22 protein-coding genes and 1 pseudogene are annotated in these 20,918 nt (G+C 69.1%); 9 read left to right on the forward strand and 14 right to left on the reverse strand.

What is annotated here, in order from left to right:
- From AKJ13_RS03755 to AKJ13_RS03780, 6 genes are all read right to left on the reverse strand, one after another.
- The coding region (locus AKJ13_RS03755) for a pyruvate dehydrogenase complex dihydrolipoamide acetyltransferase (RefSeq protein WP_050732164.1) at positions 1–1,252 on the reverse strand (1,252 nt) is incomplete at its 3' end.
- 4 nt (positions 1,253–1,256) lie between these two features.
- Entirely contained in the window at positions 1,257–1,850 is a 594-nt protein-coding gene (locus tag AKJ13_RS03760; protein ID WP_050732484.1) for a Uma2 family endonuclease, read from the reverse strand.
- A gap of 14 nt (positions 1,851–1,864) precedes the next feature.
- Complete coding sequence (locus AKJ13_RS03765; RefSeq protein WP_050732165.1) at positions 1,865–2,152, reverse strand: DUF5076 domain-containing protein; 288 nt, start codon at positions 2,150–2,152, stop codon at positions 1,865–1,867.
- A 70-nt stretch (positions 2,153–2,222) separates the two neighbouring features.
- Positions 2,223–3,668 carry a pyruvate dehydrogenase complex E1 component subunit beta gene (locus tag AKJ13_RS03770; protein WP_050732166.1) on the reverse strand — a complete coding sequence of 482 codons (1,446 nt, stop codon included), beginning with the start codon at positions 3,666–3,668 and terminating at the stop codon, positions 2,223–2,225.
- A 54-nt stretch (positions 3,669–3,722) separates the two neighbouring features.
- Entirely contained in the window at positions 3,723–4,700 is a 978-nt protein-coding gene (gene pdhA / locus AKJ13_RS03775) for a pyruvate dehydrogenase (acetyl-transferring) E1 component subunit alpha (protein ID WP_244471519.1), read from the reverse strand.
- A 309-nt stretch (positions 4,701–5,009) separates the two neighbouring features.
- Complete coding sequence (locus AKJ13_RS03780; RefSeq protein WP_007566199.1) at positions 5,010–5,321, reverse strand: septum formation initiator family protein; 312 nt, start codon at positions 5,319–5,321, stop codon at positions 5,010–5,012.
- 107 nt (positions 5,322–5,428) lie between these two features.
- Between AKJ13_RS03780 and AKJ13_RS03785 the strand changes: the two genes are divergently transcribed.
- Positions 5,429–6,610, forward strand: coding sequence for an adenylate/guanylate cyclase domain-containing protein (locus tag AKJ13_RS03785; RefSeq protein ID WP_050732168.1), 1,182 nt, complete (start codon positions 5,429–5,431; stop codon positions 6,608–6,610).
- A 244-nt stretch (positions 6,611–6,854) separates the two neighbouring features.
- Here AKJ13_RS03785 and eno read toward each other — a convergent pair whose 3' ends face one another.
- Positions 6,855–8,144 carry a phosphopyruvate hydratase gene (gene eno / locus AKJ13_RS03790; protein WP_007566202.1) on the reverse strand — a complete coding sequence of 430 codons (1,290 nt, stop codon included), beginning with the start codon at positions 8,142–8,144 and terminating at the stop codon, positions 6,855–6,857.
- A 149-nt stretch (positions 8,145–8,293) separates the two neighbouring features.
- Positions 8,294–8,503 (reverse strand): hypothetical protein, encoded by a 210-nt coding sequence (locus AKJ13_RS03795; protein ID WP_050732169.1) that lies wholly within the window; start codon positions 8,501–8,503, stop codon positions 8,294–8,296.
- Between the two features lie 117 nt (positions 8,504–8,620).
- On the opposite strand from AKJ13_RS03795, the gene queF reads away from it, so the two are divergent.
- Positions 8,621–9,073 (forward strand): preQ(1) synthase, encoded by a 453-nt coding sequence (queF, locus tag AKJ13_RS03800; protein ID WP_050732170.1) that lies wholly within the window; start codon positions 8,621–8,623, stop codon positions 9,071–9,073.
- A 64-nt stretch (positions 9,074–9,137) separates the two neighbouring features.
- Here queF and AKJ13_RS03805 read toward each other — a convergent pair whose 3' ends face one another.
- The gene (locus AKJ13_RS03805) at positions 9,138–9,476 is read right to left on the reverse strand and encodes a hypothetical protein (protein WP_050732171.1); all 339 of its coding nucleotides are present in this window, start codon (positions 9,474–9,476) and stop codon (positions 9,138–9,140) included.
- 360 nt (positions 9,477–9,836) lie between these two features.
- Here AKJ13_RS03805 and AKJ13_RS03810 point away from each other — a divergent pair, with 360 nt between their 5' ends.
- Positions 9,837–10,505: a class I SAM-dependent methyltransferase gene (locus AKJ13_RS03810; protein ID WP_050732172.1), complete on the forward strand. Its 669-nt coding sequence runs from the start codon at positions 9,837–9,839 to the stop codon at positions 10,503–10,505.
- A gap of 7 nt (positions 10,506–10,512) precedes the next feature.
- Here AKJ13_RS03810 and kdsA read toward each other — a convergent pair whose 3' ends face one another.
- Positions 10,513–11,367, reverse strand: a complete 855-nt coding sequence (gene kdsA, locus AKJ13_RS03815) for a 3-deoxy-8-phosphooctulonate synthase (protein ID WP_050732173.1) — start codon at positions 11,365–11,367, stop codon at positions 10,513–10,515.
- A 10-nt stretch (positions 11,368–11,377) separates the two neighbouring features.
- On the reverse strand, positions 11,378–11,863 hold the full coding sequence (locus AKJ13_RS03820) for a hypothetical protein (protein WP_050732174.1): 486 nt from the start codon (positions 11,861–11,863) through the stop codon (positions 11,378–11,380).
- A gap of 169 nt (positions 11,864–12,032) precedes the next feature.
- On the opposite strand from AKJ13_RS03820, the gene AKJ13_RS03825 reads away from it, so the two are divergent.
- Positions 12,033–13,031: an alpha/beta hydrolase gene (locus tag AKJ13_RS03825; protein WP_050732175.1), complete on the forward strand. Its 999-nt coding sequence runs from the start codon at positions 12,033–12,035 to the stop codon at positions 13,029–13,031.
- Between the two features lie 272 nt (positions 13,032–13,303).
- Here the strand turns inward: AKJ13_RS03825 and AKJ13_RS03830 are convergent, their stop codons facing one another.
- Positions 13,304–14,479, reverse strand: coding sequence for a hypothetical protein (locus AKJ13_RS03830; RefSeq protein ID WP_007566217.1), 1,176 nt, complete (start codon positions 14,477–14,479; stop codon positions 13,304–13,306).
- 210 nt (positions 14,480–14,689) lie between these two features.
- Between AKJ13_RS03830 and AKJ13_RS03835 the strand changes: the two genes are divergently transcribed.
- The 5 genes from AKJ13_RS03835 to hpnK all read left to right on the forward strand — a co-directional run bounded on the left by AKJ13_RS03835 (position 14,690) and on the right by hpnK (position 20,159).
- The gene (locus AKJ13_RS03835; protein ID WP_050732176.1) at positions 14,690–15,802 is read left to right on the forward strand and encodes a flippase-like domain-containing protein; all 1,113 of its coding nucleotides are present in this window, start codon (positions 14,690–14,692) and stop codon (positions 15,800–15,802) included.
- Positions 15,793–16,407 (forward strand): ABC transporter substrate-binding protein, encoded by a 615-nt coding sequence (locus AKJ13_RS03840; RefSeq protein ID WP_050732177.1) that lies wholly within the window; start codon positions 15,793–15,795, stop codon positions 16,405–16,407. Before AKJ13_RS03835 ends, AKJ13_RS03840 begins: the two co-directional genes overlap by 10 nt.
- A gap of 87 nt (positions 16,408–16,494) precedes the next feature.
- Complete coding sequence (gene hpnI, locus AKJ13_RS03845) at positions 16,495–17,703, forward strand: bacteriohopanetetrol glucosamine biosynthesis glycosyltransferase HpnI (protein ID WP_050732178.1); 1,209 nt, start codon at positions 16,495–16,497, stop codon at positions 17,701–17,703.
- Between the two features lie 56 nt (positions 17,704–17,759).
- Positions 17,760–19,193, forward strand: coding sequence for a hopanoid biosynthesis associated radical SAM protein HpnJ (hpnJ, locus tag AKJ13_RS03850; RefSeq protein WP_050732179.1), 1,434 nt, complete (start codon positions 17,760–17,762; stop codon positions 19,191–19,193).
- A gap of 123 nt (positions 19,194–19,316) precedes the next feature.
- Complete coding sequence (gene hpnK / locus AKJ13_RS03855) at positions 19,317–20,159, forward strand: hopanoid biosynthesis-associated protein HpnK (RefSeq protein ID WP_050732180.1); 843 nt, start codon at positions 19,317–19,319, stop codon at positions 20,157–20,159.
- Here hpnK and AKJ13_RS03860 read toward each other — a convergent pair.
- Both AKJ13_RS03860 and AKJ13_RS03865 read right to left on the reverse strand, forming a co-directional pair.
- Positions 20,128–20,544 (reverse strand): annotated as a pseudogene (locus AKJ13_RS03860) (type II toxin-antitoxin system VapC family toxin); the annotation flags it as partial. The gene hpnK and the pseudogene AKJ13_RS03860 overlap by 32 nt on opposite strands.
- Before the next feature lie 18 nt (positions 20,545–20,562).
- Positions 20,563–20,829: a prevent-host-death protein gene (locus AKJ13_RS03865; RefSeq protein WP_050732182.1), complete on the reverse strand. Its 267-nt coding sequence runs from the start codon at positions 20,827–20,829 to the stop codon at positions 20,563–20,565.
- Between the last annotated feature and the right edge of the window lie 89 nt (positions 20,830–20,918).

Raw genomic sequence — 20,918 nt, forward strand, 5'->3', positions numbered from 1 at the left:
CCGCCAGGATGCTCGATTGCGGCGGGTTGATCACCGCCGTGAAGTGCTTGATCCCGAACATGCCGAGATTCGACACCGAGGTCACGCCGCCCTGGTACTCCTCGGGCTTCAGCTTCTTGGCCCGGGCGCGGGCCGCGAAGTCCTTCATCTCCTTGGAGATGGTGGAGAGCGTCTTCTCGTCGGCCCGGCGGATCACCGGGGTGAACAGTCCACCGTCGATCGCCACCGCGACGCCGACCTCGGCCTGCTTGAAGCGCAGCACCCGGTCCTCGGCCCAGACTGCGTTGGCGGCGGGCACGCGGGTGAGCGCCAGACCCATCGCCTTGATGACGAAGTCGTTCACCGAGAGCTTGAAGGCCGGCTTGCCGTCCTTGTCCTTGCCCGCGGAGGCGTTGAGCGTCTCGCGCAGCTTCATCAGCGCGTCGAGCTCGCAATCCACCGTGAGGTAGAAGTGCGGGGCCACCTGCATCGCCTCGGTGAGGCGCTTGGCGATGGTCTTGCGCATGCCGTCGAGCGGCACCTCCTCGTAGGAATCCTTGGCGTAGAAGCCCCGAACCTGATCGAGGGTGAGGCCGGCCGGCCCGCCGCCGGCGGGCGCGGCCTTCGGCGCGGGGGCGGCCGCCTTGGGGGCCTCGGCGGCGGCCTGCGGCGCCGGTGCCTTGGTGCCGCCGGAGGCCTTGGCGGCCTGGACGTCCCGGGCGATGATCCGGCCGTGCGGGCCGCTGCCCTCTACGGCGGCGAGGTCGACGCCCTCCTGCTTGGCGATCCGGCGCGCGAGCGGCGAGGCGAACACCCGGCCGCCCGCACCGGCCTGCTGCTGCGGCGCGGTGCCGCCGGGCTGGGCGCCCTCCGGCGCCTCGTTCACCCGCTCGTAGGACATGTGGCCGCCGCCGGGCGTGGTGTTCTGGTCGGCCGGGGCCGGCGCCGTGGCAGCCGACGTCGCCTCGCCCTTGGCTTCCGGCGCAGCCTTGCCGCCACCGCCCGCGGCCTGGACGCTCGCCGGATCCTCGCCCTCCGCGGCGATCACCGCGATCAGGTCGTTGACCGGCACGTCCGCGGTCCCCTCGGGCACGACGATCTTGGCGAGCACGCCCTCGTCGATGGCCTCGACCTCCATGGTCGCCTTGTCAGTCTCGATCTCGGCGAGCACGTCGCCGGATTTCACGGCGTCGCCCTCCTTCTTCAGCCACTTGGCGAGGTTGCCCTTCTCCATGGTCGGCGAGAGGGCGGGCATGAGCACGTTGATCGGCATGGCATCAGGTCTCGGGCAAGGCCGGGGCGGCCGGATCGGCGAAGGGAAACAGGTCGTCGAGGGGGAACGGGACGGCGTCGAAGGGCGCCAGCGCTACGGTCTCGCCGCGCTGGACGGTGGCCAAGACCACCCAGCGCCCATCCGCGAGGGCGAAGCCTTCCAGAAAACCTTCGCCCGGATCGAGCAGCCAGAGATGGCCAATTCCCGCCTCGGCGTAGATGCGGCGCTTCGGACCTCGATCGAGCCGGGCTGTCGAGGGTGAGAGGATCTCGCAAACCCAGTCCGGCGCGGTCTCAAGAAAAGCGTCCTCAGGCATGGATGGCATTCGAGGACGGCGCCAACCGGCGAGGTCCGGCACGACCACATGAGTCCCGAGATGAAGCTCCGGTTCGACCATGAAGAGCCAGCCACCGGGACCGCCGCGTCCCTGGCGGAAGGGTGGACCCAGCACGGTGCTGAGATCCGATACCGCCAGTGCATGCTGTGGGCGTGGCCGCGGATGCGTCTCCAGCGTCCCATCGATGATCTCGGCCACGAGATGCTCCGGCACCGCCATGAGATCCGCGTAGGTCGCCGAACGGTGAGCAGCCACAGCCATGGTCTGCACCATCGCTAGTTGAGGCCGCCGGGGTCGAGCCCCTCGGCCTCCCAGCCGGCGCGGATGCGCTCGAACGCCTCCTCCTCCGACATGTCGGTCTCCAGCGCGTAGGCGCGGGCGGCCTGCCGGCCGAGGTCGATCAGCAGCCGGCCCCAGGTCGCGGGGTCGTCGAAGGAGCGACGCAGGGCGACGCTCACGGCACCGTCCACTACGGCCGCGCGCAGCACCTCGATGCCGCCCTGCTCGCGGGCGTCCGGTGGGATAGCGAGTTCGACGAAGTCCTGTTTAGGATCCTGGCTCATGGCGCGCCGGCTAGTTTCCGAACCCGGACGGGGCGGAGGGACGGGGCTGCGGGGCCGCCCGCGAATCCCGTCACTTGTAGCAGACGCTCTTGGCCGCCTCGACGACCTCGGCCACGTTCGGCAGGGCAAGCTTCTCGAGGTTCGCCGCGTAGGGCATCGGCACATCCTTGCCGGTGATGCGCAGGACCGGGGCGTCGAGATAGTCGAAGGCGTCGACCATCAGGCGGGCCACGATCTCGGCGCCGATGCCGGATTGCGGGAACCCCTCCTCCACGGTGATGCAGCGGCCGGTCTTCTTGACCGAGCGCACCACCGTCTCCGAATCCATCGGCCGGATCGTGCGCAGGTCGATCACCTCGGCCTCGATGCCCTCCTCGGCCAGGATCTGCGCGGCCTTGAGCGCGTAGGTCATGCCGATCGCGAAGGACACGATGGTCACGTCCTTGCCGGTGCGGTGGACCCGCGCCTTGCCGATCGGCAGCACGAAGTCGTCGAGCTGCGGCACCGGAAAGGACTGGCCGTAGAGGATCTCGTTCTCGAGGAAGATGATCGGGTTCGGGTCGCGGATCGCGGCCTTGAGCAGGCCCTTGGCGTCCGAGGCCGTGTAGGGGGCGATCACCTTCAGGCCCGGCACGTTCGAGTACCAGGCGGCGTAATCGTGGCTGTGCTGGGCGCCGACCCGGGCGGCGGCGCCGTTGGGGCCGCGGAACACGATCGGGCAGCCGAGCTGGCCGCCGGACATGTAGAGGGTCTTGGCCGCCGAGTTGATGATGTGGTCGATCGCCTGCATGGCGAAGTTGAAGGTCATGAACTCGACGATCGGCTTCAGGCCGGACAGCGCCGCACCGACGCCGATGCCGGCGAAGCCGTGCTCGGTGATCGGGGTGTCGACCACGCGCTTGGCGCCGAATTCCTGCAGCAGCCCCTGGGTGATCTTGTAGGCGCCCTGATACTCGGCGACCTCCTCGCCCATGACGAAGACGTCGCCGTCCCGGCGCATCTCCTCGGCCATGGCGTCGCGCAGGGCCTCGCGCACCGTGGTGGTCACCATCGGGGTGTTGGCCGGGAATTCCTCCATCACCGGCTCGTCGGCCTTGTTGGTGATGATCGCCGGCGCCGCGGGCGCCTCCGGGGCGTCGGAGCCGGTCTTCGCGGCCGGAGCCGGCTTCTCGGCCATGCCCTCGGCCTGCATGTCCGGGGTCGGGGCCGGGTGGCCGCCGGCGCCGTTGGGCTTCGGCTTGCCGCCGCTGGCCGCCGCCTCGGACACGTTCTCGCCCTCGCCGGCGATGATCGCGATCGGGGTGTTGACCGCGACGCCCTCGGTGCCCTCCTCGATCAGGATCTTGGCGAGCACGCCTTCGTCGATGGCCTCGACCTCCATGGTCGCCTTGTCGGTCTCGATTTCGGCCAGAACGTCGCCGGATTTGACCGGATCGCCCTCTTTCTTCAGCCACTTGGCGAGCTTGCCCTCCTCCATGGTCGGGGAGAGGGCGGGCATCAGGATGTCGGTCGCCATGCTCAGCTCTGCGGTCGTCTTTTCGGTAGGGGCGGCCAGGGGTTCGGGGACGCGCTAGGCGTGCGCATCCAGCAGGATGTCGGTCCAGAGCTCGGCGGGATCCGGCTCAGGATCGTTGGTGGCGAACTCGGCCGCCGCGTTCACGGTCTCGCGGACCTTGGCGTCGGTCGCCTTGATCTCCGCCTCCGGCACCCCGTGCAGCTCGAGCAGGCGCTTGCGCACCATCTCGATCGGGTCGTGCTCGTCGCGCATCTTCGAGACCTCGTCCTTGGTCCGGTACTTGGCTGGATCGGACATGGAGTGGCCGCGATAGCGGTAGGTCTGCATCTCGAGGATGTAGGGGCCCTGGCCGGAGCGGGCGTGCTCGACCGCCCGGGTCGCCGCCTCGCGCACGGTGCGGACATCCATGCCGTCGACCTGCTCGCCCGGGATGCCGAAGGAGAGGCCGCGCTTGGAGAAGTCGGTCTGCGCCGAGGCCCGGGCCACCGATGTGCCCATGGCGTAGCGGTTGTTCTCGATCACGTAGACGACCGGCAGCTTCCAGAGCGCGGCCATGTTGAAGCTCTCGTAGACCTGGCCCTGATTGGCCGCGCCGTCGCCCATATAGGTCAGGCTGACCTTGCCGTTCTCCCGGTAATGATCGGCGAAGGCGAGGCCGGTGCCCAGCGAGACTTGGGCGCCGACGATGCCATGACCGCCGAAGAACTGTTTCTCGCGGCTGAACATGTGCATGGAGCCGCCCTTGCCGCGGCTGTAGCCGCCCCGGCGGCCGGTCAGCTCGGCCATGACGCCCTTCGGGTCCATGCCGCAGGCCAGCATATGGCCGTGGTCGCGGTAGCCGGTGATGACCTGATCGCCCTCGATCGAGGCCATCTGCATGCCGATCACCACAGCTTCCTGGCCGATATAGAGGTGGCAGAAGCCGCCGATCAGACCCATGCCGTAGAGCTGGCCGGCCTTCTCCTCGAAACGCCGGATCAGCAGCATCTCGTGATAGGCGTGGAGGTCTTCCTCCCGGGTGAATTGCGGCATGTTCGGCGCGGGCTTGTGCGCCTCGACGGCCTGGGAGCTTCCAGCCTCCGGGCTCGCGACCTGCGGTTGCGAGGACGAAGCGTCCTTCGCAGGCTCCTTGGCGGCGTCCATCGGCGCTCTCCCCGTGATTCCACGCGACTGGAACGGGGTGTAGGACAGCACCGTTTGGAAAGCGAGGGTGGACGCTCTGACAGGTCGCCGCTCTTGTCAGAGGGGATCTCAAGCATCGTCCCGAAAGGGTGGCTGCCGGCTTTCGGGATGCGACGATGGTGATCTCAGGTCGCGGCCACGCCGCTCCCCCCGGTGACCTCAGGGCGTGATGATGACCACGTCGTTGGCATGCACGCGGCCGAGCACGATCCGGGCGCGCTCCTCGAGGAGGTCGCGGTCGATCTGGTCGCTCTTCAGCAGCGCGACCCGGTGCTCCCAGGTGGCGCGCTCCGCCCGAACGGCGGCGAGTTCCTGGGTGAGGCCGTAGGCGCGGATCTTGAGCACCTTCTTGGCTTCGAGGCCGCGATTGCCGCTCTCGGCCTGCCACACGAAGAAGCCGACCACGAGCGCCGACAGGGTCCAGAGACCCAGGGGCAAGAGGACCATTCTGACGCGGCGGCGGACGACCATGGCGGGAGCCTCGCGCGGAAAGGTTAACGGAGCTTTTCGGAGCTGGCGGATCGCGCCCGCCGGTCATGATTGTGGGCAGGCCGGACAGACGGAGCGAAACCGCGCAGATGGATATGACCGACCTGACACGCTGGATCGCCGAGCACGCCACCGCGACCGATGACCACGACACGATGCTTGCCCGGGTCTGCGAAGCCCTGTGCGACGCCGGCGTCCCGCTCTGGCGGGTCAGCGTCATGACGCCGGCCATCGATCCGCTCGTGCGCGGGGTCAGCCTGAACTGGCATCTCGGCCAGGGGCTCAGCTTCGTGCCCAACCCGCACGGCGCCGAGCAGGAGGCGGATTGGCTGCGCAGCCCGATCTTCGCGATGCTGGAGCGGGAGGAGGTTTTCGGGCGCTGGCGCCTCGACCGCCCCGGCCCGGAGACCGACTACCCGGTCCTGCACGACCTGCGCGCCGAGGGCGGGACCGAATATGCGGTGCATATCGTCGGCTTCGCGCCCGGCACCGCGTTGCGCGGCGTCGCGATCTCGTTCTGCACCCGGGCCCGGTCCGGCTTCTCCCGGACCGACCTCGCTGCGGTCGCCGCGGTCCTGCCGGTCCTCGGGCTCGCGGTGGCCAAGCTCGGGCTCGGGCACACCCTGCGCGAGGTCTCGGCGACCTATCTCGGGCGTTCCACCGCCGAGCGGATCCTCGACGGCCAGATCCGGCGCGGCCAGGGACGGGCCATCCCGGCCGCGATCCTGTTGACCGACCTGCGCGGCTTCACGGCCCTGTCCGACCAGGCCGACCCCTACGACATGGTCACCTGGCTCAATGAGCATTTCGACGCGCTGGGCGATCCCGTGGCGCGACACGGCGGCGAGATCCTGAAATTTTTGGGCGACGGCTTCCTGGCGATCTTCCCGGTGGCCGATGCCGGCACCCTGCCCTGCCCGGTCTGCAGCAGTGCCCTCGAGGCAGCCGCGGACGGGCTGGCGGCCAACGCTGCGCTCAATCGCCGGCGCCGCGAGGCGGGGCTGCCGGAGCTGCCCGCCGATTGCGTCGTGCATTTCGGCACGGTGGTCTACGGCAATGTCGGCACCGAGCGCCGCCTCGACTTCACGGTGATCGGGCGGGCGGTGAACGAGGCCAGCCGGATCGAGAGCCAGTGCGAGGCCCTCGGCCACACGCTGCTGGTCTCGGATTCCTTTGCCCAGCGATGCAGCCGGACGCTGGACCCGGTGGGCGTCATCGAACTGCGCGGCCTGGCGCGACCGCAGAAGGTCTGGACGCTGCCGACGGGGTAAGAGCTGGGGCAGGAGCGCCGGGATACCCACCCCGTCACTCCGGGGCGCCGGAGGCGAGCCCGGCATTCAGAAACGCACGTGGATCAAAGCTTTACGCAGTCGGCGGTTCCGGATTCCGGGCTCCGCTGCGCGGCCCCGGCATGACACGGCGATCTATTTGATCGCCGCACCGATCCAAGGATCGGTCTGAGGCGTCACGCGGACTCCGCTGACCGATCGTCTTCCTTGCGAGAGCAAACGGGGCTCAGCCCCGAGCCAGGTGCTTGATCGCCGAGGGGCCGGCGTAGAGCGCCTGCGGGCCGAGACCCTCCTCGATGCGGATCAGCTGGTTGTACTTGGCCAGTCTGTCGGAGCGGGCGAGGGAGCCGGTCTTGATCTGCCCGCAATTGGTGGCGACCGCGAGGTCTGCGATGGTCGAGTCCTCGGTCTCGCCGGAGCGGTGCGACATCACCGCGGTGTAGCCGGCGCGCTGGGCCATATCGACTGCCGCCAGGGTCTCGGTGAGCGAGCCGATCTGGTTGACCTTGATCAGGATCGAGTTGGCGGTGCGCTCGGCGATGCCGCGGGACAGCCGCTCGACGTTGGTGACGAACAGGTCGTCGCCCACGAGCTGGCACTGCGCACCAATCTTGTCGGTCAGGAGCTTCCAGCCGGCCCAATCGTCTTCGGACATGCCGTCCTCAATCGACAGGATCGGGTAGTTGGCCACCAGCTGCGCCAGGTAATCAACCTGGGCCTCGATCGACCGGTTCGTGCCCTCGCCCTCGTAGGCGTAGGCGCCGTCCTTGAAGAACTCGGTGGCGGCACAGTCGAGCGCCAGCGCGATGTCCTGGCCCGGCTTGAAGCCCGCGGCGCTGATCGCGTCCATCACGAAGTCGAGAGCGGCCTCGGCCGAGGGCAAATTCGGGGCGAAGCCGCCCTCGTCACCGACATTGGTGTTGTGGCCGGCCTTCTTCAGCTTGCCCTTGAGGGTGTGGAACACCTCCGAACCCATGCGCACGGCGTCGGCGAGCGAGTCCGCGCCCACCGGCATGATCATGAATTCCTGGAAGTCGATCGGGTTGTCGGCGTGCGCCCCGCCGTTGATGATGTTCATCATCGGCACCGGCAGGACCCGGCCCTGCACGCCGCCGACATAGCGGTAGAGCGGCAGGCCGGAGGCCTCGGCCGCCGCCTTGGCGACCGCCAGCGACACGCCCAGGATCGCGTTCGCTCCGAGGCGCGCCTTGTTGGGCGTGCCGTCGAGCTCGATCATCGCCTCGTCGACGGCGACCTGATCCTCGGCCTCCATGCCGCCGATCGCGTCGAGGATCTCGGTCTGCGCGGCCTCGACCGCCTTCAGCACGCCCTTGCCGAGGAAACGGCTCTGGTCGCCGTCGCGCAGCTCGACCGCCTCATGGGCACCCGTGGACGCTCCCGACGGGACCGCGGCGCGGCCGAATGAGCCGTCTTCCAGCAGGACATCGACCTCGACCGTGGGGTTGCCGCGGCTGTCGAGGATCTCGCGGGCGCTGATATTGGTGATCGCGGTCATGGAACGTCCTCTCGCGGGGCCGCTTGTCGGCGGCAGCCCCGATCCGGGGTGCGGCGCATCGCGGCGGCTTATCCGTCAAGCCGCGTTCGGCGGCAAGCACCGGCGTAGGTCGCGCCTGTGCACGTGTCGTGACAGTCCGAGCCTCAACCCTACCGTGCTCGCGTCCCGGAGGCCGGATGGCGGATCGGCGTCGCGGCCAGGGACCGGTTCAGCTTGCGCAACTGTGCGTCGTCGCGGGCGCAGAGGTCGTGGCGGGTCATGGCGTCGAGCATGCGCTGGGTCGCGTCGTCCCCGCTTGCCCGGGCCGGTACGGTCGCGACCGTGGCCAGGCCGATGAACACGACGGCGATGAGACGCATGATGTCGGGCCTCAGTCGGACGGTGCCGACGATCGCCCGATCCTGGCTGCGAACGATGAAGATTTGGTCGCGCCGGGGACGGGTGCGCTGCGCGGCGCGCGCCTTTATAGTGAGCGCATGACCGCATCTGAGACCCTGCAGCTCGGCCAGCCCACGGCGCTGCCCGATTCGCCTCACGAGGCGCGCCTCGACCGCGTGCCGAACCCCCATGCCGATACCGACTACGTGGCGCGCTTCACCGCGCCCGAGTTCACCTCGATCTGCCCGGTCACGGGCCAGCCGGATTTCGCGATTCTGGTGATCGACTACGTGCCCGGCGACTGGCTGGTGGAGTCGAAGTCGCTGAAGCTCTACCTCGGCGCTTTCCGCAATCACGGGGCGTTCCACGAGGATTGCACGGTGGCGATCGGCAAGCGGCTGCGCGACCTGCTGGAGCCGCGCTACCTGCGCATCGGTGGCTACTGGTACCCGCGCGGCGGCATCCCGATCGATGTGTTCTGGCAGACCGGCGAGCCGCCCAAGACCATCTGGCTGCCGGAGACCGGCGTCGCCCCCTATCGCGGGCGCTGAAGCGCACACAAAAAGGGCGACCGGCTCGCGCTGGTCGCCCTCTGATCCGGTGGGATCGCCGCCCTTAGTAGGGCGAGCCGTAGTAGCCATAGGCCGGAGCGCCGTAGCCGTAAGCCGGAGCGCCGTAGGCCGGGGCGTAGCCGTAACCGCCGCCGTAGCCACCGTTGTAGTAGTTGTTGGCCGCGCCGGCGGCGACTGCACCGGCGGCGAGGCCGGCGATGCCGAGACCGATGGCCGCACCGGTGCCGATGCCGCGACGGCCACCGCGATAGCCGTAGCCGTGACCATAGCCATGGCCGTAGCCGCCGTGGAAGCCGTACGGACGGGCTTCGGCGCCGGTCGTGGCAGCGACGCTGCCGAGAGCCAGAGCGGCGGCGGTGGCGATGATACCAATCTTGCGCATAATGTTCCTTCTCGATCCGCGATCGAACATGCCCATTAACGTGGCCGCTCGGCGGTCGGTTCCAAGTTTTCAGAACCGATTTCAGGGGGAGGTCGGCTGCCTGAACAGCGGTTCATCTGCACGGCCCGCGGTGGAGTCGGTTTCCAAGGGTCGGGTTTGTAGAATTGTCCGTCGCTGGTCTTGTGAATAGTTTCCGCACCGTTGCGGCATCCGCCCCCAGGGGCGCTGCGCATCGGGCGGGCTGGCGGGGCCGGACGGTCTTCCAGCGGGAATGACGCCGCGCGGCGCATCCCGTTCCAACCGGGACTGTGCTTAGGTGCCTGTGCGCCCCTGACCGGCGCCGGTCCGGAGAGCCCCGCCATGGATGCCCTGACGCTGATCCGCGAGACCTTCGCGCCGCTCCCGGGCAGGCGCCTCCTCGATATCGGCTGCGGGCCCGGAACCCTGGCGAAGCGGCTCGTCGCGGACGGCGCGGCGGTAACCGGCATCGATCCGGGCGTCGCGGCTCTGGAGACGGCCCGGTCCGCCGTGCCTGATGCGCTGTTCGAGGCCGCCTCGGCCGAAGCGCTGCCCTTTCCCGCGGCGCGCTTCGACGGGGCCGTGATGTTCAACGCCCTGCACCACATCCCGGACCCGGCCGCAGCGCTTGCCGAGGCGGCGCGGGTGCTGGCGCCGGGTGGCCTGCTGGTCGTGGTGGAGCCCCTGGCGGAGGGCAGCTTCTTCGACGCCCTGCGGCCGATCGAGGATGAGACCGCAGTCCGGGCCGCCGCGCAGGACGCCATCGCGGCGGCGCTCGCGGACGGCGCCTTCCTGTGCCGGCAGGACGTTACGGTGATGCGTCGCGAAAGCTTCGCCTCCCTCGACGCCTTCCTGGCGCGGGTCAGCGCAGTCGATCCGGCCCGCGCGGCGACAATCGAGGCGCGGCGCCCGGTGGTGGAGGCGGCGTTTCACGAGGCGGCCGAGCGCGAGGCCGACGGGCGCTACGCCCTGGTCCAGCCCCTGCGCATCCACGTCCTCCAGCCGGCCTGACGCCGGATCAGGCGTGGCGCTTCTTGGCGAGCCGGTCGAAGGCGATCAGCTCTTCGAGCAGCGCCGGCATGTCCCGCAGGGCCACCATGTTGGGGCCGTCCGAGGGGGCCCGGTCCGGATCGGGATGGGTCTCGATGAACACCCCGGCGACGCCGACCGCCACCGCGGCCCGGGCCAGCACGGCGACGAATTCCCGCTGGCCGCCGGAGCTGGCGCCCTGCCCGCCCGGCTGCTGCACGGAATGGGTGGCGTCGAACACCACCGGTGCGCCATGGGTCACCTGCGCCATGATCGGCAGACTGCGCAGGTCCGACACCAGGGTGTTGTAGCCGAAGGAGGCGCCGCGCTCGGTGACGATGACGTTCGGGTTGCCGGCCTCCGTCACCTTGGCGGCGACGTGCTTCATGTCCCACGGCGCCAGAAACTGACCCTTCTTGATGTTGACCGCCCGGCCGGTGGCGGCCGCGGCCAGGAGCAGGTCGGTCTGGCGGCACAGGAAGGCCGGGATCTGGAGCACGTCCACCGCATCGGCCGCCGGCGCGCATTGTTCGGCGGCGTGCACATCGGTGAGGACCGGCAGGCCCAAGCTCTCGCGGATCTCGGCGAAGACTGGCAAGGCGCCTTCGAGACCGATGCCCCGGGCCGCGCTGCCGGAGGTGCGGTTGGCCTTGTCGAACGAGGTCTTGAACACGAGGCCGATCCCGAGGCCCGCGGCCATCTCCTTGAGCGCGGCGGCGATCTCCAGGGCGTGGTTTCGCCCTTCGAGCTGGCACGGACCTGCGATTAGCGTCAGCGGCAGGTGGTTAGCGAAGCGCGCTGCGCCGACCTGAACGACGGGACCGGGTGTTTCGAGTGTCGACATGGGCTGCGCTCTACCCCGCGCGGCGGATTCGCGAAACCCCGGCCCGGGGCGCGACCCGGCAGACGGTGAGGTCCTCCCGGAGCCCGTCCATCCGCGGTCCGGTCTCGCACAGCATCAGCGCCCGACCGGTGCCGCCGCGCTGCGGCGCGTCGGCCAACAGGCTGTCCTGGTGGAGATTGAGCGCCAGCACCTCGGCGCCGGGGACGTCCGCCCCGGTGAGGGCTCGGGCGGCGAGCCCCACCAGGGTGAAGTAGGCACGCGGCGGCTCCCGGTCGCGAGAGGCGATCGTGATCCGGGCCGGCGTCCGGCAATCGAGGCTCATCCGCTCGGCATCCTGCGCGCGGAACACCGCGAACGGGCCTTCCCGCCCGGCGAGCGAGGCGCCCGTGATCCGGATCACCTTGGCCGCGAGGGCGTCGCAGGCATCCGCGGACCGGGCCGGCGCCGCGGCAAGGACCAGGGCACCGGCGAGGGCGGCCAGGATGGGGAGGCGCATCGGTGTGGGCTCCTGCGCGCCGGCCCAGAAGCCGGCGGGACGCTCCGAGAAATAGCGCGGGCGCGTGCCACCGCGAAGATCCGCTGGGCCGACGATTGGACAGGACGGCGTCGATGCCCGATTTGGGCGAGCGAACGCGCGCTCCTGCCGTCGCAGATCCAGGCAGCCCATGCTCCGATCCGTCCTCGCCTCCGCCCTGTTGGCCCTGATACTCCCCGGCGCCGCTCCGGCCGCGCCCGCCTACGGGCCCGAGCTCGAAGGGTTCGATTATCCGTTCCCGGTGGAGCGCTTCGCCTTCACGTCGCAACACCAGCCCGTGCAGATGGCCTATCTCGACGTCAGGCCCACGACGCCGAACGGGCGCACCGTCGTGCTGCTCCACGGCAAGAATTTCTGCGCGGCGACCTGGGAGAGCCAGATCTGGGCGCTTACCGGGGCCGGCTACCGGGTGATCGCCCCGGACCAGATCGGGTTCTGCAAGTCGAGCAAGCCGGCTGCCTACCAGTTCACGTTCCGCCAGCTCGCCGAGAACACCCGCGCCCTGCTGGACAAGCTGGGGATCGCGCGGCCGATTCTGGTCGGGCACTCCACCGGCGGCATGCTGGCCGCGCATTACGCCCTGCTCTACCCGAAGGATGTGGCCCAGCTGGTGCTGGTCAACCCGATCGGGCTGGAGGATTGGAGCGCCAAGGGCGTCCCCCCGACCTCGGTGGAGCAATGGTATCAGCGCGAGCTGAAGGTCTCGGCGGAGTCGATCCGCGCCTACGAGACCGTGACCTATTACGCCGGCCAGTGGGAGCCGCGCTACGAGCCCTGGGTGACAATGCTGGCCGGGCTCAACGCCGGCCCGGGCAAGGAGGCGGTCGCCTGGGACTCGGCGCTCCTCTACGACATGATCCTCACCCAGCCGGTGATCTACCGGCTGCCGCAGATCGCGGTGCCGACCCTGCTGATGATCGGCCAGAAGGACAACACGGCGATCGGCAAGGACCTCGCCCCGCCGGAGATGCGGCCCTCGCTCGGGAACTACCCGGAGCTGGGCAAGGCGGCCGCGAAGGCGATTCCCGGCGCCAAGCTCGTAGAGTTCCCGGCGCTCGGCCACGCGCCTCAGATGTCCGACCCCGAGGGATTCAACAAAGCGCTGATCGCGGGGATTTTGGCGCCGTGAATGGCGTCATCACGGCGGAAGATCGTGTTCTCTTCCGCGACGAAGAGGCTGCGTCGGGCTAGGGGTACCCGGTTTGTCGTCCCGGGGCCGCGCAGCGGAGCCCGGGATCCAGAAACGCAGATGCTGCAGAGTTTTGCGCCGTTGGCGGCTTGGGATTCCGGGCTCGCCTGCGGCGCCCCGGAATGACACGGTGCTCCATTCGGCAGCCGTTCTTGGAAAGACGGCCCACCGCGTGATCGCCCATCCCCGAGACGGGGAAGGGCGAGCAGGTCCTAGAAATACGACTTCAGCACGCCGCGGCGGCGGACGTCGAGGGTGGCGCAGTGGAACGAGCCGCCGAACGGGCCGTAGCTCAGGAACGGCGCTGGGATCGGGTCGAAGCCCCAATCCTTGAGGGCCTTGATCAGGGTCGGCTGGCTCTGGTCGACGACGATCTTCTTCTCGGTGATCGCCAGGACGTTGATCGAGGTCCAGGGCGAGCACATCGAGATCTTGCTCATGAAGCCCTCGACCGGGTCGGGGCGCGGGGCAATCAGCACGTCCCACTTCTTGAGCACGGCCGGCAGCTTCTCGACGTCGATGTAGTCCGGGTTCACCAGCACCTTGCCGGGGGCCAGCGGCATGAACGACGAGTCGATATGCATCGGCTGCGGGCAGCGGCTCTCGATCTCGTGGATGCGGAAGCCCGGGCCGAGGTGGCGGCGCAGCCACTCGATGCCCATCAGGTTGGTGACGTTCGAGCGGGTCACGAACAGGTCGCGGCCGCAGCGGACGAAGTCGGCGGCGTCGAAGACCGGCTCGAACTCGTTGACCGTGAACTGCATCGGCTCGCCGGCCTTCAGGTTCGGCACCCGGTAATCGTAGTTGTAGAGGTCGTCGGTGAGCTGCGGCCGTGGGGCCGAGGTCCAACGGGCGCCGGCGCGGAAATATTCCTTGAACAGCGACCGGTAGGCGTCGCCCTCGAAGTAGCGCGAGCGCCAGCACATCGGGCTCTCGATGATCTCGTCGCCGATGACCAGATACGGGTCGCGCGGGCAGGCGACGCAGAAGCCCCGGGAGGTCCAGCGCGGCGCCTTGAACTTGCGGGAGAAATCCACCGCGTCGGGGCGGCGGATCTTCACGCCCTCGCCGGCCAGGATCTTGATGAAGTTGTCGAGCTCCTGCTGCGCCAGCTTCTTCATGAACTTCGGATATTTCCAGCCGCTGGCGAAGCGGTAGAACGGCTGGGCCGCCCGCGGCAGGTTGAAGATCACCGTGAGATGGTGAGTCGGGATGGTGGCGCCGTCGAGGGATCCGACGATCACCTCCTCCAGCGGGTCCCACTCGTTCCAGGCCATGACCGGGGAGTGAGGCGCCGGCACACCTGGCGCCATTCCGCCCTGGGGACCGCCGGCATGCGTGTCGTCGCTCACGGCCTCGACGGCCGTGATCGGTGATTCGCGCTCCATGACGTGTGCCCCTTCTGCGACGTGCCGCGGTCTTCTGCGTAGGCGCCTTCGCCCCGCCACCGCTTTGGCTCTCGGTGTGTCAAACGGGTGATAGACACCGGTAATCCGTGCTGCAACGTGGCAGAAACGTTCTTGGTCGCCCGGACCTATTTCTGCCGCGACCGTGACCGATTTCCCGCATCAAGCCATTTGCGAGCTTGAAAGACCATTATGAAGCGCCTGACGACCTTGGCCTCGATCGCCGGTCTTTGCACAGTCGTCGGCCTGTTCATGTCTTCCGGCTTGGAGGACGTGTCGGCCGCCGTCATGAGCGCCGGCTGGGGCGCCGCCCTCGTGGTGGTCGCCCGCCTTGCGGCCGTCGCCTGGGCGGGGCTTGGCTGGCACGTGGTGTTCCCGGCGGGCGCGGCCCGGCTGGTCGACTGCGTCTCGCTGCGGTTCGTGCGTGAGGGAATCAACACGCTGCTGCCGGTGGCGACCGTGGGCGGCGACTTCGTCGGCGCACGGCTGATGTCCAAGCGCGGCGTTCCGGGCGCGATGGCCGGCGCCAGCATGTTCGTGGACCTGATGACGCAGGCGCTGACGCAGCTCCTGTTCACCGTCATCGGCCTCGGCCTGCTGGTCCTGATCGCCGGTGACGGCCCGATCGCCCGGACGGTGGCGGGCGGCCTGGCCGTAGCCGTGCCGGCGCTGGGCGCCTTCTATCTCATCCAGCGGCGGGCCGGGCACCGGATCATCCAGGGCCTGATGAGCCGCTTCGCCTCCGGCCGCGAGTGGCGCGCCTTCGGCGCCATCGATCAGCTCTACGACAGCCTGCGCCGGATGTACGGCAACCACGGACGCTTCGTCGCCGCGCTGGCGATCCACCTCGTGGGCTGGGTCATCGGCACCCTCGAAGTCTATGTCTGCCTGCATTTCATGGGCTACCCGGTCGATTTCGCCCAGGCCCTGGTGATCGAGAGCCTGGCTCAGGCGGTCCGCGGCGCCGCCTTCGCGGTGCCGGGCGCGCTCGGCGCCCAGGAGGGCGGCCTGATCGCCCTGTGCGGCCTGTTCAACATTCCCGCCGAGGCCGCCCTGGCCCTGTCGCTGGTCAAGCGCTTCGCCGATCTCGGGGTCGGCGTGCCGGGTCTTCTGCTCTGGCACCGGATCGAGGCCAAGCTCGCGGCCGATACCGTGGTAGAGACCGATCGCGAGCCGAACGTCGCCATCGGCCGCACGGCCAAGCTGGTGCCGCAGCCGGCGACGCTCGGCCCGTTCTACAGCTACGCCCCGCCCCGCATGGGTTCGCGGATCGGCGATGGCGAGGAGTTGAAGAAGTGCGCCTGACCCGTCGGCTCGCGGCCGCTGCCTTGCTGGCCGCCCCCCTCCTCGCTCCCGTCTCCGCCTGGGCCGCGGACGATCCCGCGGTGCAGACCGTGCGCGATCTCTACGCCGCCTTCACCGAAGCCCTGAAGGACGGCCCGAGCCCCCTGCCCGCTCGGGTCGCGGCCGTGGGGCCGGCGCTGGAGAAGGCGTTCGACTTCCCGGCCATGACCCGCGTCGCGGTCGGCTCGAAATGGTCGAGCTTTACCCCGGAGCAGCAGGCGGCGGTCACCGACGCGTTCAAGCGCAGCCTGACCGTCACCTACGCCAATCGCCTCGCCCGGGCGGCCGGCGGCAAGTTCGAGGTGACCCCGAAGGTCGAGGAGCGCGGCAGCCAGCGCGTCGTGCCCACCCGGGTCACCGCAGCCGATGGCGACGATTCCGCGGTCGATTTCGTGGTCAATGCCGACAACCGCATTCAGGACGTGCTGCTCAATGGCGACGTCAGCGAGATCGCCGCGCAGCGCAACGCGTTGTCCGCCCCGTTGAAGTTGGGCGGCGCCGACGCGGTGGTGAAGTTCCTCCGTCAGCGCGCCGACGGCATGCTCGCCGCAAAACCGACACCGTGACTACCGACGCCGTGCGTGCCGCCCTGATCGGGCCGCACGCGGCCATCGCCGCCTGAGGCGGCCGGACGACCGCACGGACCCGACCGGATGGATTTCACCGCCCTGGCGCTCACCGCATTGTCGTGGCTCTCGCTGCTCTGCCTCCTGCTGGCGGTGGCGGGCTGCCTCTATGCGCTGGCAGCCGCCTACCTGGCCGGCCGCTTCGCCGCCCGGCCCATGCCGGCGCTGGCAATGGACGCGCCCCGCCCGTCCGTGACGGTGCTCAAGCCGCTCTGCGGCCTGGAGCCCAACCTGTACGAGAATCTCGAGACCGTGCTGCGCCAGGATTATGCTGGCCCGGTCCAGGTGGTGTTCGGCGTCCAGAAGGCGACGGACCCGGCCATCGGCGTGGTCGAGCGGCTCAAGCAGGCCTATCCGGCCGCGCGCATCGACCTGGTGATCGACGGCCGGCAGCACGGCTCGAACCGTAAGGTCTCGAACCTGATCAACATGGCCGAGCGGATCGCCCACGACGTGATCGTTCTGGCCGACAGCGACATGGTGGTCCGGCCGGACTACCTCGAGCGGCTGGTCGCCGAGCTGTCGCAGGACGGCGTCTCCGGCGTCACCTGTTTGTATCACGGCGTTCCGGCCTTCCGGGGCCTCTACGACCAGCTCTCGGCGCTGGCGATCGACGTCCAGTTCCTGCCCAACGTGGTCATGGGCCTGAGCCTCGGGCTCGCCAAGCCGTGCTTCGGCTCGACCATCGCGTTCACCCGGGCGAACCTGGAGGCGGTGGGGGGCTTTCGCCGCTTCCGCAACGACCTGGCCGACGATTACGCGATCGGCGCGGCCCTGCGCGGCCTTGACGGCCGGGTGGTGATCCCGAGCTTCACCATAGGCCATACCAGCGTCGACACCGACCTCTCCGGCCTGTGGCGGCACGAGCTGCGCTGGAACCGCACGATCCGCAACGTCGACCCGGCCGGCTATGCCGGCTCAATCGTGACCCACGCCTTCCCGCTGGCCCTGGTGGGCGCGCTCCTGCCCGGCGCCGGCACCGGTGCGCTGGTGGTGGCGGGCTTGGCGCTCGCCGGCCGGATCGTCCTGTGCCGGCAGCTCGAGCGGGCCTTCGGCCTCGCCCCGCACCCCTACGGACTGTTGCCGATCCGCGACATCCTCTCCTTCCTGAACTTCTCCTGGGCCTTCGTGTCAGGGGCGGTGACATGGAAAGGTCATGATTATCACGTGGTTGCGGACGGTACTCTGATCCCGGACGCCGAACTCGGTCACGACGCCGGCGCGCCCACCCGCTGATCCCGGCTTTCGCTTCCTCACCCCTCCCCCGGCAACGCCCTGAGGCCTTGAACCCCATGCGCACGCTCTTCCTCCAGGCCCCCACCTTCGACGGTTTCGACGGCGGTGCCGGCTCCCGCTATCAGGCCAAGCGCGAGATCAAGTCGTTCTGGTACCCGACCTGGCTGGCCCAGCCGGCCGCCCTGGTGCCGAACTCGAAGCTGATCGACGCCCCCCCGCACAACATCAAGCTTCCCGAGATCGTGGCTCAGGCCAACGACTTCGACCTCGTCGTGCTCCACACCTCCGTGCCGTCGTTCAAGTCCGACGTGAAGACGATCGAGGCGCTCAAGGCCGCGAACCCGAAGCTGATCGCCGGCCTGATCGGCGCGAAGGTCGCGGTCGACGCCGCCGGTGCGATGGCTCAGGCCCCCGTGGTCGATTTCTGCGCCCGCAACGAGTTCGACTTCACCGTCAAGGAAGTCGCCGACGGCGTCCCGATGGCCCAGATCAAGGGCCTGTCCTATCGCGATGCGAACGGCGTCGTGGTCCATAACGAGGACCGCGAGATCATGACGGACATGGACCAGCTGCCCTTCGTCACCAGCGTCTACAAGCGCGACCTGGAGATGGAGAAGTATTTCATCGGCTACCTGAAGCACCCCTACATCTCGTTCTACTCCGGCCGGGGCTGCAAGAGCCGCTGCACCTTCTGCCTCTGGCCGCAGACGGTCGGCGGCCACACCTACCGCACTCGCTCGGTCGCCCACGTGATCGAGGAGATCAAGTACTGCCTGAAGGAGTTCCCGCAGACCAAGGAGTTCTTCTTCGACGACGACACCTTCACCGACAACCTGCCGCGCGCGGAGGAGATCGCTCGCGAGCTCGGCAAGCTCGGCGTCACCTGGTCGTGCAACGCCAAGGCGAACGTGCCGCGTGAGACCCTGAAGGTGCTCAAGGAGAACGGCCTGCGCCTGCTGCTGGTCGGCTACGAGTCCGGCAACCAGACCATCCTGCACAACATCAAGAAGGGCATGCGGGTCGAAGTCGCTGAGAAGTTCACCAAGGATTGCCACGAGCTGGGCATCGCCATCCACGGCACCTTCATCCTCGGCCTGCCGGGCGAGACCAAGGAGACGATCCAGGAGACGATCGCCTTCGCCAAGCGGATCAACCCGCACACGATCCAGGTTTCGCTGGCGGCCCCCTACCCGGGCACCTTCCTGTACAAGCAGGCGGTGGAGAACGGCTGGCTCGACATCGAGAACGCCGAGCTCGTCGACGAGAACGGCGTACAGGTCGCGCCGCTGCACTACCCGCACCTGTCGCACACCGAGATCTTCACCTCAGTGGAGGAGTTCTACAAGAAGTTCTACTTCCGGGCTCCGAAGATTGCCTCGATCGTCGGCGAGATGGTGCGGTCCCCCGATATGATGAAGCGCCGCCTGCGCGAGGGTGTCGAGTTCTACCGCTTCCTTAAGGAGCGTCAGGGCACCGCCAAGGCGGCGTGAAGTCAGGGGTCCGGGGCCCACGGCCCGGCGGGGCGTGCGGGGCAGAGCCCCGCCCCTTCTCCCAGGGCTCCGCCCTGGACCCGCGAGAGGGCACGCCCTCTCGACACCCGTTACGAGGTTTGCGTGAAGCGTCTGGTCGTCACCGCGGACGATTTCGGGCTCAGCCCCGAGGTCAACGAGGCCGTCGAGCAGGCTCACCGTGAGGGGATCCTTACCGCGGCGAGCCTGATGGTCTCGGCGCCTGCCGCCGCCGACGCGGTGGCCCGGGCGAGGCGGATGCCGTCCCTGCGGGTCGGGCTGCACCTCGTGCTCGTCGAAGCCTGGCCGACCCTGCCGGCCGCGCAGCTGCCCGACCTGACCGATGCCGACGGCCTGATGCGCGCCGATATGGCCCGGGTCGGCCTCGACCTCGCCCGCAAGCCCGCCGCCCGGCGCCAGCTTGCCGCCGAGATCACGGCGCAGTTCGAGGCCTACCGGGCGACCGGCCTGCCCCTTGACCACGTCAACGCCCACAAGCACTTCCACGTCCACCCGCTGATCGCCGGCGCGGTCCTGCGCATCGGCCGCGACTACGGCATCCGGGCGATCCGCGTCCCCCGGGAGCCCCGCCAGCTGCTCCGCCGGGCCGAGGCCAGTGCCCGACCCCGGCCGGCCCTCGACATCGCCCCCTGGGCGGCCCTGCTCGCCGTGCGCGCCCGTCAGGCCGGCCTGCTGATTCCCGACCGGACCCTCGGGCTCGCCTGGTCCGGCGCCATGACCCCGCTGCGCTTGGCGGCGCTCCTGGCGCAGCTTCCGGACGGCCTCACCGAGCTCTACACGCACCCGGCCACGGCCGGCGGCTTCCCCGGCGAGGCGCCCGGCTACCTCTACGCCGCCGAGCGCGACGCGTTGATTGCCCCCGCCTCCCGGGCGGCGGCGGATGCGTCGGGCGCGGTCAGAGGCGGGTTTTCGGATTTTTCGGGCTAGGGGCGTCCGAGGTTTTCGCCGCGAAGCGAGTCGCGAGAGGATGATCGCACAAGGCGTTGTCAACCGTAACGAGGCGTCGGCCTTCCACCAGGCACTGCGTCAGCAACATCCTGTCGAACGGGTCACGCGTCGGCGGCATCGGTTCGACGGCTGCGACGGCGTGCGAAGCCGTGATCGGCAGCATCCCAATCCCGACCGCCTCGAAGAACTCTGCCAACATCCCGAGCGGCATGCCGGGATCCAGTTTACCGAGACGCGCCTTGATTGCGATCTCCCAAAGGCTCGCGGCGCTGGCCGCAAGATCCATATCAGGCTGAGCAAGCGCCCGTGCGATCGACGGGCTCACTGCATCGAGCCGCTTCAGCGCGATGGCAAGAAGGATGTGGCTATCGAGGCAGCAGTCTCACGAGCCGGACGACGGCTGGATGAGGAAATCCTCGGCCAAGGGATCGTCGAAATCGTCCGCGATGAAGCCTGGATTGCGTGCAATGCCGTGGGCGCGCAAGAACGCCTCGCCAGCCTCGATGTCGAGCCCACGCCCCCGGCGATGGGGCACGAGGTCGAGCACCGGCTTACCGTTCCGCGTCACGACGATGGTCACGCCGCCTTCGACGCGCGCGGCGAGTTCCACCAGGGCCGTTGCAGCCTTCTCCAACGCGATCGTCGTCATGCAGCGAGGTTAGAGCGCGTCGCATTCGCTGGGAAGATGCTTGTTTAAACGTGGCGTCAGCGAACGCGCGCACGCGGTCCGGTGCTGCC

Source organism: Methylobacterium sp. ARG-1 (assembly GCF_001262595.1).
GTDB classification, from domain to species: Bacteria; Pseudomonadota; Alphaproteobacteria; order Rhizobiales; family Beijerinckiaceae; genus Methylobacterium; species Methylobacterium brachiatum.